Source organism: Escherichia sp. WS1451, from assembly GCF_046487365.1.
In the GTDB taxonomy this organism is placed as follows: Bacteria; Pseudomonadota; Gammaproteobacteria; order Enterobacterales; family Enterobacteriaceae; genus Escherichia; species Escherichia coli.
This window is the reverse complement of the sequence record NZ_JBJQJP010000029.1, coordinates 1-14,338: the sequence shown is the minus strand read 5'-3', so window position 1 is coordinate 14,338 and position 14,338 is coordinate 1. Positions and strand designations below refer to the sequence as shown.

Annotated in this window: 14 protein-coding genes and 1 pseudogene; 13 read left to right on the top strand and 2 right to left on the bottom strand. The window is 53.2% G+C overall.

The window, feature by feature from the left end; genetic code table 11:
- Positions 1-7 precede the first annotated feature (7 nt).
- From ACJHX7_RS23440 to traD, 3 genes are all read left to right on the top strand, one after another.
- Entirely contained in the window at positions 8-505 is a 498-nt protein-coding gene (locus tag ACJHX7_RS23440) for an entry exclusion protein (protein WP_000605857.1), read from the top strand.
- 31 nt (positions 506-536) lie between these two features.
- Positions 537-1,268 carry a conjugal transfer complement resistance protein TraT gene (gene traT / locus ACJHX7_RS23435; RefSeq protein WP_023565183.1) on the top strand — a complete coding sequence of 244 codons (732 nt, stop codon included), beginning with the start codon at positions 537-539 and terminating at the stop codon, positions 1,266-1,268.
- A 252-nt stretch (positions 1,269-1,520) separates the two neighbouring features.
- A complete protein-coding gene (traD, locus tag ACJHX7_RS23430; RefSeq protein ID WP_000009324.1) occupies positions 1,521-3,674 on the top strand; it encodes a type IV conjugative transfer system coupling protein TraD in 2,154 nt (717 codons plus the stop codon).
- Positions 3,675-3,682: 8 nt separating this feature from the next.
- Here traD and ACJHX7_RS23425 read toward each other — a convergent pair whose 3' ends face one another.
- Positions 3,683-4,081 (bottom strand): type II toxin-antitoxin system tRNA(fMet)-specific endonuclease VapC, encoded by a 399-nt coding sequence (locus ACJHX7_RS23425; protein WP_000911313.1) that lies wholly within the window; start codon positions 4,079-4,081, stop codon positions 3,683-3,685.
- Complete coding sequence (vapB, locus tag ACJHX7_RS23420) at positions 4,081-4,308, bottom strand: toxin-antitoxin system antitoxin VapB (RefSeq protein ID WP_000450520.1); 228 nt, start codon at positions 4,306-4,308, stop codon at positions 4,081-4,083. Before vapB ends, ACJHX7_RS23425 begins: the two co-directional genes overlap by 1 nt.
- Positions 4,309-4,389: 81 nt before the next feature.
- Between vapB and traI the strand changes: the two genes are divergently transcribed.
- The 10 genes and pseudogenes from traI to ACJHX7_RS23370 form a co-directional block, all read left to right on the top strand.
- Positions 4,390-9,660 (top strand): conjugative transfer relaxase/helicase TraI, encoded by a 5,271-nt coding sequence (traI, locus tag ACJHX7_RS23415; RefSeq protein ID WP_000986963.1) that lies wholly within the window; start codon positions 4,390-4,392, stop codon positions 9,658-9,660.
- 19 nt (positions 9,661-9,679) lie between these two features.
- Complete coding sequence (traX, locus tag ACJHX7_RS23410; protein ID WP_000205749.1) at positions 9,680-10,426, top strand: conjugal transfer pilus acetylase TraX; 747 nt, start codon at positions 9,680-9,682, stop codon at positions 10,424-10,426.
- A 58-nt stretch (positions 10,427-10,484) separates the two neighbouring features.
- The gene (locus ACJHX7_RS23405) at positions 10,485-11,345 is read left to right on the top strand and encodes an alpha/beta hydrolase (RefSeq protein ID WP_000704513.1); all 861 of its coding nucleotides are present in this window, start codon (positions 10,485-10,487) and stop codon (positions 11,343-11,345) included.
- Positions 11,346-11,447: 102 nt separating this feature from the next.
- Positions 11,448-12,008 (top strand): fertility inhibition protein FinO, encoded by a 561-nt coding sequence (locus ACJHX7_RS23400; RefSeq protein ID WP_000139315.1) that lies wholly within the window; start codon positions 11,448-11,450, stop codon positions 12,006-12,008.
- A gap of 135 nt (positions 12,009-12,143) precedes the next feature.
- Positions 12,144-12,356, top strand: a complete 213-nt coding sequence (locus tag ACJHX7_RS23395; RefSeq protein ID WP_001299730.1) for an ANR family transcriptional regulator — start codon at positions 12,144-12,146, stop codon at positions 12,354-12,356.
- 245 nt (positions 12,357-12,601) lie between these two features.
- Positions 12,602-12,676 (top strand): annotated as a pseudogene (locus ACJHX7_RS23390) (endonuclease); the annotation flags it as partial.
- Between the two features lie 303 nt (positions 12,677-12,979).
- Positions 12,980-13,186, top strand: a complete 207-nt coding sequence (locus ACJHX7_RS23385; RefSeq protein ID WP_001351576.1) for a Hok/Gef family protein — start codon at positions 12,980-12,982, stop codon at positions 13,184-13,186.
- 283 nt (positions 13,187-13,469) lie between these two features.
- Positions 13,470-13,727 carry a replication regulatory protein RepA gene (locus tag ACJHX7_RS23380; RefSeq protein ID WP_000083845.1) on the top strand — a complete coding sequence of 86 codons (258 nt, stop codon included), beginning with the start codon at positions 13,470-13,472 and terminating at the stop codon, positions 13,725-13,727.
- 231 nt (positions 13,728-13,958) lie between these two features.
- Entirely contained in the window at positions 13,959-14,033 is a 75-nt protein-coding gene (gene tap / locus ACJHX7_RS23375; protein ID WP_001442103.1) for a RepA leader peptide Tap, read from the top strand.
- Between the two features lie 249 nt (positions 14,034-14,282).
- On the top strand, positions 14,283-14,338 hold a 56-nt coding region (locus ACJHX7_RS23370), incomplete at its 3' end, for an IS1 family transposase (protein ID WP_097491765.1).

Sequence of the window (14,338 nt, the reverse complement as noted above, 5' to 3'; positions counted from 1 at the left end):
TTGGGAGATGATAATGAGATGTTTAGCCCATATTGCTCTGGTAACAGTGATACAGTTTATCGCCTGTTATCTGGCTGATTGGGGGAATGCCGAAACAGTTTTTATGCTGTTCTTCATAGTGCTATGGCAGGGACTGTTTATCTGGTTGTTCTCTCAAATACGAAAAAAACGGGATGTGTCGGATGAGTTTAAGTTTAGTAAAGGCGTTTGGTATATAACGATGCCAGTATCTTCCTTACTCTCTCCGTTATTAAGCCTGATGGTTTTTATCATTGGTACACTATACGAATTAAGGCAAGTTAGTGGTTGCATAAGCATAAAAAAATGGGGGCAAAATCAACTCAAAGACCAATATGATGGGAGTGAAAAGTTAGACTTCGGGGGCATTGAACAGACCCCAACGATCTACTATAACCCTTCAACCGGATATCCTATGCATGGAGGCTTTGATTCAGCGGGAAATACTTTTGGGACTCGTTGGCAGGACTATTATGACAGGCAATAAGAAAACTGTAGTTTGTAAAAAAGGTAATTTGATGAAAACAAAAAAATTGATGATGGTTACACTGGTCAGTTCCACTCTGGCCCTTTCAGGGTGTGGTGCGATGAGCACAGCAATCAAGAAGCGTAACCTTGAGGTGAAGACTCAGATGAGTGAGACCATCTGGCTTGAACCCGCCAGCGAACGCACGGTATTTCTGCAGATCAAAAACACGTCTGATAAAGACATGAGTGGGCTGCAGGGCAAAATTGCTGATGCTGTGAAAGCAAAAGGGTATCAGGTGGTGACTTCTCCGGATAAAGCCTACTACTGGATTCAGGCGAATGTGCTGAAGGCCGATAAGATGGATCTGCGGGAGTCTCAGGGATGGCTGAACCGTGGTTATGAAGGCGCAGCAGTTGGTGCAGCGTTAGGTGCCGGTATCACCGGATATAATTCCAATTCTGCCGGTGCCACACTCGGTGTGGGCCTTGCTGCCGGTCTGGTGGGTATGGCTGCAGATGCGATGGTGGAAGATGTGAACTATACCATGATCACGGATGTGCAGATTGCAGAGCGTACTAAGGCAACGGTGACAACGGATAATGTTGCCGCCCTGCGTCAGGGCACATCAGGTGCGAAAATTCAGACCAGTACTGAAACAGGTAACCAGCATAAATACCAGACCCGTGTGGTCTCAAATGCGAACAAGGTTAACCTGAAATTTGAAGAGGCGAAGCCTGTTCTCGAAGACCAGCTGGCCAAATCAATCGCAAATATTCTCTGATTATCTTCCGGAGGCTGGTCTGACCGGCCTCCTGACTGACGCCTCGCTTTGCTCGTTGTCCAACCCCGGGGAGAAATAAAATAAATTTTATTTCTCCCCGGCGTTTCCGAAATAAATATGAAAACACTGAGCGGTTGTGCAAATTCTTTGTGCGACCGTGAAGTGTTGCCGGCGAAGCCGGAATTTAACGGTTATTAATCTTTTCATCATTAATAATCAGTCCGACTGACTTTCTTTCTTCAGAATATCATCATGAGTTTTAACGCAAAGGATATGACCCAGGGCGGTCAGATTGCGTCCATGCGTATCCGCATGTTCAGTCAGATCGCCAATATCATACTTTACTGCCTGTTTATTTTTTTCTGGATCCTAGTTGGTCTGGTTTTATGGGTAAAAATAAGCTGGCAGACGTTTGTGAATGGCTGCATTTACTGGTGGTGCACCACGCTGGAAGGCATGCGGGATTTAATCAGGTCCCAGCCGGTCTATGAGATCCAGTATTACGGCAAAACCTTCCGGATGAACGCGGCTCAGGTACTGCATGATAAATATATGATCTGGTGCGGTGAGCAGTTATGGTCGGCATTCGTTCTGGCGTCTGTCGTGGCCCTGGTTATCTGCCTGATCACCTTCTTTGTTGTCTCCTGGATTCTGGGGCGTCAGGGTAAACAACAGAGCGAAAATGAAATCACAGGTGGTCGTCAGCTGACTGACAATCCGAAAGAGGTGGCCAGGATGCTGAAAAAAGATGGCAAGGATTCCGATATCCGGATTGGCGATCTGCCGATTATCCGGGATTCTGAAATCCAGAACTTCTGTCTGCACGGCACTGTCGGGGCCGGTAAGTCGGAGGTTATCCGTCGTCTGGCCAACTACGCCCGTCAGCGTGGTGATATGGTGGTGATTTATGACCGTTCGGGGGAATTTGTTAAAAGTTACTATGATCCCTCCATCGATAAAATCCTGAATCCGCTGGATGCACGCTGTGCTGCCTGGGATTTGTGGAAGGAGTGCCTGACACAGCCAGATTTTGATAATACCGCAAATACTCTGATCCCGATGGGGACAAAAGAGGACCCGTTCTGGCAGGGTTCAGGACGTACCATTTTTGCGGAAGCGGCATACCTGATGCGTAATGACCCCAACCGCAGCTACAGCAAACTGGTGGACACACTGCTTTCCATCAAAATTGAAAAGCTGCGTACCTTCCTGCGTAATTCACCGGCGGCCAACCTGGTGGAAGAGAAAATCGAGAAAACGGCCATATCCATCCGTGCTGTGCTGACCAACTACGTGAAAGCCATCCGTTACCTGCAGGGGATTGAGCATAACGGTGAGCCCTTCACCATCCGTGACTGGATGCGTGGTGTCCGGGAAGATCAGAAAAACGGCTGGCTGTTTATTTCGTCGAACGCCGACACCCATGCCTCCCTGAAGCCGGTGATCTCCATGTGGCTGTCCATTGCTATTCGTGGTCTGCTGGCAATGGGAGAAAACCGTAACCGTCGTGTGTGGTTTTTCTGTGACGAGTTACCCACGTTACACAAACTGCCGGACCTGGTGGAGATCCTGCCGGAAGCCCGTAAGTTCGGTGGCTGTTATGTGTTTGGTATCCAGTCCTATGCCCAGCTGGAAGATATCTACGGTGAGAAAGCGGCTGCCACGCTGTTTGACGTCATGAACACCCGTGCCTTTTTCCGTTCTCCCAGCCATAAGATTGCAGAGTTCGCTGCCGGTGAAATTGGTGAGAAAGAGCACCTGAAAGCCAGCGAGCAGTATTCCTACGGTGCTGATCCGGTACGTGACGGGGTATCGACCGGTAAGGATATGGAGCGTCAGACGCTGGTCAGTTATTCCGACATTCAGTCTCTGCCGGATCTGACCTGTTATGTCACCCTGCCCGGACCGTATCCGGCAGTAAAACTCTCCCTGAAATATCAGACACGACCGAAGGTCGCTCCGGAGTTTATTCCGCGTGACATCAACCCGGAAATGGAGAACCGTCTGAGTGCCGTACTTGCCGCAAGGGAAGCAGAAGGTCGTCAGATGGCCAGCCTCTTCGAACCGGATGTCCCGGAGGTTGTTTCCGGAGAAGACGTGACTCAGGCTGAACAGCCGCAACAGCCGGTGTCTCCTGCCATCAACGATAAGAAGTCAGATGCAGGTGTGAATGTTCCGGCAGGGGGGATCGAGCAGGAGCTGAAAATGAAACCGGAAGAAGAGATGGAACAGCAACTGCCACCCGGGATCAGTGAATCCGGTGAAGTGGTGGATATGGCCGTTTATGAGGCATGGCAACGGGAGCAGAATCCGGATATCCAGCAGAAGATGCAGCGTCGTGAAGAGGTGAACATCAATGTGCACCGGGAGCGCGGGGAGGATGTTGAGCCGGGAGATGATTTCTGATGAACAGGTCAGCTCCAGTCTTCAATTCTCAGACCGTCCACACGTTCAAATTCCCGGGTGTTATTAGTCACAATAATCAGTCCCCGACTGCGGGCATGACCTGCGATCATTTGATCAAATGGCCCGACAGGGCGTCCCTGACGGGCAAGTTCTGCTCTTATCTGGCCGCTGTGTGTGGCTGCGGCAGCGTCGTAATCCAGAACATCAATGCGGGAAACAAATCCCTCGATCACAGCGAGATTACGTTCAGGCATCTGGCTTTTTTCTGCACCATATATCAGCTCCATCAGGGTGACCGAACTGATACACATTCTCCCCTGGTTCAGGTTAAAACGCTCCCTGACGCTGGCGGGTTTGTTCTTTATCGTGAAAATGCAGATGTTGGTATCGAGCATAAACTTCAGCATCAGAATGACTCCCTTTCCTGCATGCCGGGCTGTTCCCTGTTATCCATAAAATCGGCGCTGACGTTGTGTCCGTCGAACCATTCGTCCCATGTCTCTCCGGCTGGCGTAATGATTCTGGTTCGTCCGACAGCAATCACTTCAACGCGTTTTACGTTTTCCGGCAATGCAACCGCTTTTGGCAGTCTGACCGCCTGGCTGCGGTTGCTGAAAAATACGGTGGTTTCCATTATTTGCCTCCTTATGTGGATATGTCTTGTGTATATCCATTGTGGGATTGATACCGGGATATGTCAAAGGGATATACGTTTATGATGAGTATCGCGCAGGTCAGATCGGCCGGAAGTGCCGGTAACTATTATACCGACAAGGATAATTACTATGTGCTGGGCAGCATGGGAGAACGCTGGGCCGGCAGGGGGGCTGAACAGCTGGGGCTGCAGGGCAGCGTCGATAAGGATGTTTTTACCCGTCTTCTGGAGGGGAAGCTGCCGGACGGAGCGGATTTAAGCCGCATGCAGGATGGCAGTAATAAGCATCGTCCCGGCTACGACCTGACCTTCTCCGCCCCCAAAAGTGTCTCCGTGATGGCCATGTTAGGCGGTGATAAACGTCTTATTGATGCACATAACCAGGCCGTGGATTTTGCTGTCCGTCAGGTGGAGGCGCTGGCTTCCACACGGGTTATGACGGACGGACAGTCAGAAACGGTGCTGACCGGTAATCTGGTGATGGCACTGTTTAACCACGACACCAGTCGCGATCAGGAACCACAGTTACACACACATGCGGTAGTGGCCAATGTCACGCAGCATAACGGCGAGTGGAAGACATTGAGCAGTGACAAAGTGGGGAAAACGGGGTTCATTGAGAATGTGTACGCTAATCAGATTGCCTTCGGCAGGCTCTACCGGGAAAAACTGAAAGAGCAGGTTGAGGCGCTAGGCTATGAAACGGAAGTGGTTGGTAAGCACGGTATGTGGGAGATGCCGGGCGTACCGGTGGAGGCCTTCTCCGGACGCTCACAGGCTATCCGGGAGGCCGTCGGGGAAGACGCCTCGCTGAAATCCCGGGATGTGGCGGCACTGGATACGCGAAAATCCAAACAGCACGTCGATCCTGAAGTCAGAATGGCTGAATGGATGCAGACGCTGAAGGAAACCGGGTTCGACATCCGGGCGTATCGTGACGCGGCGGACCAACGGGCGGAGACCCGCACGCAGACGCCCGGACCCGCTTCACAGGACGGGCCGGATGTGCAGCAGGCGGTGACACAGGCCATTGCCGGATTAAGTGAACGCAAAGTGCAGTTTACGTACACGGACGTGCTGGCCAGAACGGTCGGCATACTGCCGCCGGAAAATGGTGTGATTGAACGGGCACGCGCCGGTATCGATGAGGCCATCAGCCGTGAGCAGCTTATCCCCCTCGATCGTGAGAAGGGGCTGTTCACGTCCGGGATTCATGTGCTCGATGAGCTGTCAGTCCGGGCACTCAGTCGTGACATCATGAAACAGAACCGGGTGACCGTACATCCGGAGAAAAGTGTCCCCCGGACGGCCGGTTACAGCGATGCGGTCAGTGTTCTGGCACAGGATCGCCCGTCGCTGGCTATTGTGTCCGGGCAGGGCGGTGCAGCCGGGCAGCGTGAGCGGGTGGCGGAGCTGGTCATGATGGCCCGGGAGCAGGGGCGGGAGGTGCAGATTATCGCCGCTGACCGTCGCTCGCAGATGAACCTGAAGCAGGATGAACGGCTGTCCGGTGAGCTGATAACCGGACGTCGTCAGCTGCAGGAGGGCATGGCCTTCACGCCGGGCAATACTGTTATCGTTGACCAGGGCGAAAAACTCTCCCTGAAAGAGACGTTAACCCTGCTGGACGGTGCCGCACGTCATAACGTACAGGTCCTGATAACCGACAGCGGGCAGCGAACCGGTACAGGCAGTGCACTGATGGCCATGAAAGATGCCGGGGTGAACACATATCGCTGGCAGGGGGGAGAACAGCGGCCGGCCACCATCATCAGTGAACCGGACCGTAATGTCCGCTATGCCCGGCTGGCAGGAGATTTTGCTGCCAGCGTGAAAGCCGGAGAAGAGAGCGTGGCACAGGTCAGCGGGGTACGGGAACAGGCCATACTGACACAGGCCATTCGCAGTGAGCTGAAAACACAGGGCGTGCTCGGACGCCCGGAGGTAACCATGACCGCCCTGTCGCCGGTCTGGCTGGACAGCCGGAGCCGTTATCTGCGGGATATGTACCGTCCGGGGATGGTGATGGAGCAGTGGAACCCGGAGACACGCAGTCATGACCGCTATGTTATCGACCGGGTGACGGCGCAGAGTAACAGCCTGACCCTGCGGGATGCGCAGGATGAAACGCAGGTGGTGCGTATTTCCTCCCTGGACAGCAGCTGGTCGCTGTTCCGGCCGGAAAAAATGCCGGTGGCAGACGGCGAGCGACTGAGGGTGACAGGGAAAATTCCCGGACTCCGCGTCTCCGGCGGTGACCGCCTGCAGGTGGCATCCGTCAGTGAAGATGCGATGACGGTTGTTGTGCCGGGGCGGGCTGAACCGGCCTCCCTGCCTGTGAGCGATTCACCATTCATGGCACTGAAGCTGGAGAACGGCTGGGTGGAAACGCCCGGGCATTCCGTCAGCGACAGTGCGAAGGTTTTTGCCTCCGTCACACAGATGGCAATGGACAACGCCACCCTGAACGGTCTGGCCCGCAGCGGTCGTGATGTCCGGCTGTATTCCTCACTGGATGAAACCCGTACTGCGGAAAAACTTGCCCGCCATCCCTCCTTTACGGTGGTTTCTGAGCAGATAAAGGCGCGTGCCGGTGAGACATTGCTGGAAACCGCTATCAGTCTGCAGAAAACCGGGCTTCACACGCCGGCACAGCAGGCTATTCATCTGGCGCTTCCTGTGGTGGAAAGTAAAAACCTGGCCTTCAGCATGGTGGACCTGCTGACAGAGGCGAAGTCGTTTGCTGCAGAAGGAACCAGTTTTACTGAACTGGGAGGGGAAATCAATGCGCAGATAAAACGCGGTGATTTACTGTATGTGGATGTGGCAAAAGGCTATGGCACAGGCCTGCTGGTTTCCCGTGCGTCGTATGAGGCAGAAAAGAGCATTCTTCGCCATATTCTCGAAGGTAAGGAGGCGGTCACGCCACTGATGGAGAGAGTACCTGGCGAACTCATGGAGAAACTGACATCAGGACAGCGTGCCGCTACCCGCATGATACTGGAAACGTCCGACCGTTTCACGGTGGTGCAGGGCTATGCCGGTGTGGGTAAGACCACACAGTTCCGGGCGGTGATGTCAGCCGTGAACATGCTGCCGGAGAGTGAACGTCCCCGTGTCGTGGGGCTGGGGCCCACGCACCGTGCGGTCGGTGAGATGCGCAGCGCCGGCGTGGATGCACAGACGCTGGCGTCCTTTCTGCATGACACGCAGCTGCTGCAGCGCAGCGGAGAAACGCCGAATTTCAGCAACACGCTGTTCCTGCTCGATGAGAGCTCTATGGTGGGCAATACCGACATGGCACGGGCATACGCCCTGATTGCGGCCGGTGGCGGTCGTGCCGTGGCCAGTGGTGACACGGACCAGTTGCAGGCCATCGCGCCCGGTCAGCCTTTCCGTCTCCAGCAGACGCGCAGTGCTGCCGATGTGGTCATCATGAAGGAGATTGTGCGTCAGACGCCGGAACTGCGGGAGGCGGTATACAGCCTGATTAACCGGGATGTGGAAAGGGCACTGTCCGGGCTTGAGAGTGTGAAACCGTCTCAGGTTCCCCGTCAGGAGGGCGCATGGGCACCGGAGCACTCCGTGACGGAGTTCAGTCACAGCCAGGAAGCGAAACTGGCAGAAGCGCAGCAGAAGGCGATGCTGAAAGGCGAGGCTTTCCCGGATATCCCCATGACACTGTATGAAGCCATTGTCCGCGACTATACCGGCAGGACACCGGAAGCACGGGAGCAGACGCTGATTGTCACACACCTGAATGAGGACCGGCGCGTACTGAACAGCATGATTCATGATGCACGGGAAAAGGCCGGTGAGCTGGGCAAAGAGCAGGTCATGGTGCCTGTCCTGAACACAGCGAATATACGTGACGGAGAACTGCGTCGTCTCTCCACCTGGGAGAATAACCCGGATGCCCTTGCCCTGGTGGATAGTGTGTATCACCGGATTGCCGGTATCAGCAAGGATGACGGGCTGATAACCCTGGAGGATGCGGAAGGTAACACGCGGCTGATTTCGCCCCGGGAGGCGGTGGCTGAAGGCGTCACACTGTACACCCCGGACACCATCCGGGTGGGAACCGGTGACCGGATGCGCTTCACGAAGAGTGACCGGGAGCGAGGTTATGTGGCCAACAGCGTCTGGACGGTGACAGCGGTTTCCGGTGACAGTGTCACGCTGTCGGACGGACAGCAGACCCGGGTGATTCGCCCAGGTCAGGAGCGGGCAGAGCAACATATTGACCTGGCTTATGCCATCACCGCCCACGGTGCGCAGGGGGCAAGTGAAACCTTTGCCATCGCGCTTGAAGGCACGGAAGGTAACCGGAAACTGATGGCCGGCTTTGAGTCAGCCTACGTGGCCCTGTCGCGTATGAAGCAGCATGTGCAGGTGTACACCGATAACCGTCAGGGCTGGACGGATGCCATCAACAATGCCGTACAGAAAGGAACTGCCCACGATGTGCTAGAGCCGAAATCGGACCGGGAGGTCATGAATGCAGAGCGGCTGTTCAGTACGGCGCGGGAGCTGCGGGACGTGGTGGCCGGCCGTGCCGTTCTCCGTCAGGCAGGGCTGGCCGGGGGAGACAGTCCTGCACGGTTTATTGCACCCGGGCGCAAATATCCGCAGCCGTATGTGGCACTGCCGGCTTTTGACCGTAACGGCAAGTCAGCTGGTATCTGGCTGAACCCGCTGACCACGGATGACGGAAACGGGCTGCGGGGCTTCAGTGGTGAAGGCCGGGTGAAAGGCAGCGGGGATGCGCAGTTCGTGGCCCTGCAGGGCAGCCGTAACGGAGAGAGCCTGCTGGCTGATAATATGCAGGATGGTGTCCGGATTGCCCGTGATAATCCTGACAGCGGTGTGGTGGTAAGAATCGCCGGTGAAGGTCGTCCGTGGAATCCCAGAACCATCACCGGTGGTCGCGTGTGGGGGGATATCCCGGACAACAGCGTTCAGCCGGGAGCCGGAAATGGCGAACCGGTCACGGCAGAGGTACTGGCACAGCGGCAGGCTGAAGAGGCCATCCGCCGTGAAACGGAACGCCGTGCGGATGAAATTGTCCGTAAAATGGCAGAGAACAAACCTGACCTGCCGGACGGCAAAACAGAGCAGGCTGTCAGGGATATTGCCGGGCTGGAGCGTGACCGGTCTGCCATATCTGAACGGGAAGCCGCGCTGCCGGAGAGTGTACTGCGTGAACCACAACGGGTGCGGGAAGCGGTCCGGGAGGTTGCCCGGGAAAATCTGCTGCAGGAGCGACTGCAGCAGATGGAGCGGGATATGGTTCGTGACCTGCAGAAAGAGAAAACCCTGGGCGGAGACTGACACAGGAAGATAAACGCTGATGACAACGGATAACACGAACACAACACGTAATGATTCACTGGCTGCCCGGACCGATACCTGGTTGCAGTCGTTGCTGGTCTGGTCACCCGGACAGCGGGATATCATCAAAACGGTGGCACTGGTGCTGATGGTTCTGGACCATGCAAACCGCATTCTGCATCTGGACCAGTCGTGGATGTTTCTGGTCGGGCGTGGGGCCTTTCCGCTGTTTGCCCTGGTGTGGGGGCTGAATCTGTCCCGTCATACGCATATCCGGCAGGAGGCCATTAACCGGCTGTGGGGATGGGCGGTGATTGCCCAGTTCGCATATTATCTGGCCGGCTTTCCTTGGTATGAGGGGAATATCCTGTTTGCCTTTGCAGTTGCGGCACAGGTGCTGACATGGTGTGAAACGCGCACCTGGTGGCGTTCCGCAGAGACCATGTTGCTTCTGGCAATGTGGTTGCCTTTCTCCGGCACCAGTTACGGCATTGCCGGGCTGCTGATGCTGGCAGTCAGCCACAGGCTGTACCGGGCGGAAGACAGAATGGAACGTCTGGCGCTGGTCGCCTGCCTGCTGGCTGTTATTCCGGCGCTTAACCTTGCCACCAGTGATGCAGCGGCGGTGGCCGGCCTTGTGATGACGGTGCTGACTGTTGGTCTGGTGTCCTGTACAGGGAAATCACTACCCCGTTTCTGGTACGGGGATTTTTTCCCGACGTTCTATGCCTGTCATCTTACTGTGCTGGGCGTTCTGGCTGTGTGACTGGTATGATGCTGGCGCTGATTCTGCTTATTAATAAACAACATAACACAGGATATTTATGAAAATTACGGATCACAAACTCCCTGAAGGTATTGCCCTGACATTTCGTGTCCCGGAAGGAAATATAAAACATCCTTTGATTCTCTTATGCCATGGATTTTGCGGTATCCGGAATGTTCTGCTGCCTTCCTTTGCGAATGCGTTTACAGAAGCCGGGTTTGCAACGATTACTTTTGATTATCGTGGATTCGGTGAGAGTGAAGGGGAACGAGGTCGTCTGGTTCCGGCAATGCAGACCGAAGATATTATTTCAGTTATCAATTGGGCAGAAAAGCAGGTATGTATTGATAATCAGCGTATAGGATTATGGGGAACATCGCTGGGTGGGTGTCATGTATTCAATGCAGCTGCGCAGGATAAAAGAGTGAAAAGTATTGTCAGCCAGCTGGCTTTTGCTGACGGTGAGGTTCTGGTTACCGGAGAAATGAATGAACTGGAGAAAGCTTCTTTTCTGTCCACGCTGAATAAAATGGCAGAAAAGAAGAAAAATACCGGGAAAGAGATGTTTGTGGGGGTTACCCGGGTACTGAGTGATAATGAATCAAAGGTATTCTTCGAGAAGGTAAAAGGTCAGTATCCTGAAATGGATATAAAAATACCTTTCCTTACGGTTATGGAGACGTTGCAATATAAACCGGCAGAGAGCGCAGCCAAAGTACAGTGCCCAGTTTTGGTTGTTATTGCCGGCCAGGATAGTGTTAATCCACCAGAACAAGGAAGAGCCTTATATGATGCTGTTGCTTCTGGTACTAAGGAATTATACGAGGAAGCTGACGCATGCCATTATGATATTTATAAAGGCGCTTTTTTTGAACGTGTGGCGGCAGTACAGACGCAATGGTTTAAAAAACATCTTTAATTGTCGGTATTAATATGTCAGAGGTCGTTGAGGTCAGCTTAATATCATAGTGAGTAGTTTCAACGACCTGGAGGACATATTTTCACAAAGGTCAGGGCAATCATGACAGAGCAGAAACGACCGGTACTGACACTGAAACGGAAAACGGAAGGGGAAACACCGACCCGGAGCCGGAAAACCATCATCAATGTCACCACGCCACCAAAATGGAAGGTGAAAAAGCAGAAACTGGCGGAGAAGGCTGCCCGGGAAGCAGAGCTGGCGGCGAAGAAAGCACAGGCCAGACAGGCGCTGTCCATTTATCTGACGCTGCCCTCGCTGGATGAGGCGGTGAACACTCTGAAACCTTGGTGGCCGGGATTGTTTGACGGTAACACGCCCCGGCTTCTGGCCTGCGGTATCCGGGACGTGTTACTGGAAGACGTGGCGCAGCGGAATATCCCGCTCTCGCATAAAAAACTGCGCCGGGCGCTGAAGGCCATCACCCGTTCAGAAAGCTATCTGTGTGCCATGAAAGCCGGTGCCTGCCGGTATGACACGGAAGGGTATGTGACGGAGCATATTTCTCAGGAGGAGGAAGCGTATGCGGCAGGGCGTTTGGAGAAAATTCGCCGCCAGAACCGGACAAAGGCAGAACTTCAGGCCGTGCTTGATGGGAAATAAAAAAAGCCTCCCCGGAAACCGGGGAGGCTGAAACAATAAGGCTTAAAAGGAAATAACTTCCGTACCCGAAAGGAAGCCAGTCCACTGAATTATTTACCACAATAATACTGACGACTAAAAGGGAGGAGCAGAAAAATGAATGGATTCAGAAACAGTTCACGGAACGGTCAGGTCTGGCGTTACCAGCGTGCCGGCGGGCGGGCCGTTATTCTGGAGGTCAGTGGACGCTGGATGGAAGCGGCAGAAGCATGGCGACGGGCTGCCTGCATAGCTCCCCGGACAGACTGGCAACAGTTTGCCCGGAAAAGGGCTGAACACTGCCACCGGCGCTGCCGGGGAAGGGTGTAACGAAAAAAGCAGCCTTCATTACTCCAGGAGTCAGAAGGCTGAAAGGAGTTTATGAGATTTGCTTTTTTTAATATCCGGTCGGGCAGTATGACCGGCCAGTTCTGAGTAGCACAGAGTTTTTTCCGTATTAAGTCGCGATTTTATATTTTGTGATTAATTTCACAAAATAAGGTCTTATTCAATGTGTGCTGCGATATTCAGGGGGGCTGAAATACAGGTGCCATTTATCTGATATGGAGAATAACATGAGGAAATATATTCCACTGGTATTATTTATCTTTTCATGGCCGGTATTGTCTGCAGATGTTCACGGGCAGATTTATGCACCAGACAGAATGAATGTTAATTAGTTTATGAATACAACAGGGGCTGATCAGCAATCACCGGAACATCGTAGCTGACGCGTTCGCAATGCTCAGTTGTCCCCCCCGGAAACGGGAAAAAGTAAGTTTTCCCCCGCTCCCGGCGTTTTTGTAACAAAAACAGGCAAATGGGGGTAATAGTCAGCAACAGGGAATGTGGTATTATCGCGGCGGGTGTTTGAGCCTTTCTGGTTCAGGCAAGACGCAGGTACCAGAAATGCGAAGACCCCACTCGTTAATCCATTAACTCGTGAGGTCTGCATGAAGTACCTTAACACTACTGATTGTAGCCTCTTCTTTGCTGAGAGGTCAAAGTTTATGACGAAATATGCCCTTATCGGGTTGCTCGCCGTGTGCGCCACGGTGTTGTGTTTTTCACTGATATTCAGGGAACGGTTATGTGAGCTGAATATTCACAGAGGAAATACAGTGGTGCAGGTAACTCTGGCCTACGAAGCACGGAAGTAAGCTGCCGGGCGGGGACGGAAGTCCCCGCTTTCCGGAAGTGTGAGGTATTTCAGGGGCAGACACCCTATATACCAGAAACAGCCGGTCCCGCCCGGGGCCGGCACCCTGGCTAAGGCATTTCCAGCTTTTCAGTCATTTCATTATCAAAATCACATTAAACGGTCGTAATCAGACATGATTTGTGCGCCAACACAGATCATCGTCACAACTTTCAAGTCGCTGATTTCAAAAAACTGTAGTATTCTCTGCGAAACGATCCCTGTTTGAGAATTGAGGAGGCGAGATGTCGCAGACAGAAAATGCAGTGACTTCCTCATCAGGCACCAAGCGTACATACCGGAAAGGTAACCCTGTTCCGGCCAGAGAGAGGCAAAGAGCTTCTCTGGCTCGCAGAAGCAACACTCATAAGGCTTTTCATGCGGTTATTCAGGCCCGGTTAAAAGACAGGCTGAGTGAACTGGCGGATGAGGAAGGTATTACTCAGGCGCAGATGCTTGAAAAACTGATTGAATCAGAGCTGAAACGCAGAGCGACTTCGTAAATATTCACATTCTTGCTTATCTCAGGAGTGAGTGGTAGATTGCTGATCGTTTAAGGAATTTTGTGGCTGGCCACGCCGTAAGGTGGCAGGGAACTGGTTCTGATGTGGATTTACAGGAGCCAGAAAAGCGAAAACCCCGATAATCTTCTTCAAGTTTGGCGACTAGAAAGATTACCGGGGCCCCATAAAACCGCATAGCCAACAATTCAGCTATGCGGGGAGTATAGTTATATGCCCGGAAAAGTTCAAGACTTCTTTCTGTGCTCACTCCTTCTGTGCATTGTAAGTGCAGGATGGTGTGGCTAATCATGAAACACATTCAGTAATAGCGGGTGGGATTGAATCAGATCTTCACATTGATTCCAGCAAGTATCCTCACCCGTTTTGCAGCCTTCTCCAGAAAAGGGCTCATTTTGACTCCTTCAAGCATCTGATCTTCATCAGAGGTTTGCTTGCAATAGCGCATGGCAAACGTAAAAATAAAATCAGCGCGTCGATGGGGTGATGCTGCCAACTTACTGATTTAGTGTATGATGGTGTTTTTGAGGTGCTCCAGTGGCTTCTGTTTCTATCAGCTGTCCCTCCTGTTCAGCTACTGACGGGGTGGTGCG

Bases quoted from the DNA above. Each gene is read 5' to 3' on its own strand.
- ACJHX7_RS23440 (WP_000605857.1), top strand. From the start codon at position 8: ATGATAATGAGATGTTTAGCCCATATTGCTCTGGTAACAGTGATACAG.
- vapB (WP_000450520.1), bottom strand. From the start codon at position 4,308: ATGGAAACCACCGTATTTTTCAGCAACCGCAGCCAGGCGGTCAGACTG.
- ACJHX7_RS23400 (WP_000139315.1), top strand. From the start codon at position 11,448: ATGACAGAGCAGAAACGACCGGTACTGACACTGAAACGGAAAACGGAA.
- ACJHX7_RS23385 (WP_001351576.1), top strand. From the start codon at position 12,980: ATGAAGTACCTTAACACTACTGATTGTAGCCTCTTCTTTGCTGAGAGG.
- ACJHX7_RS23395 (WP_001299730.1), top strand. From the start codon at position 12,144: ATGAATGGATTCAGAAACAGTTCACGGAACGGTCAGGTCTGGCGTTAC.
- traD (WP_000009324.1), top strand. From the start codon at position 1,521: ATGAGTTTTAACGCAAAGGATATGACCCAGGGCGGTCAGATTGCGTCC.
- traI (WP_000986963.1), top strand. From the start codon at position 4,390: ATGATGAGTATCGCGCAGGTCAGATCGGCCGGAAGTGCCGGTAACTAT.
- ACJHX7_RS23425 (WP_000911313.1), bottom strand. From the start codon at position 4,081: ATGCTGAAGTTTATGCTCGATACCAACATCTGCATTTTCACGATAAAG.
- traT (WP_023565183.1), top strand. From the start codon at position 537: ATGAAAACAAAAAAATTGATGATGGTTACACTGGTCAGTTCCACTCTG.
- traX (WP_000205749.1), top strand. From the start codon at position 9,680: ATGACAACGGATAACACGAACACAACACGTAATGATTCACTGGCTGCC.
- ACJHX7_RS23405 (WP_000704513.1), top strand. From the start codon at position 10,485: ATGAAAATTACGGATCACAAACTCCCTGAAGGTATTGCCCTGACATTT.
- ACJHX7_RS23380 (WP_000083845.1), top strand. From the start codon at position 13,470: ATGTCGCAGACAGAAAATGCAGTGACTTCCTCATCAGGCACCAAGCGT.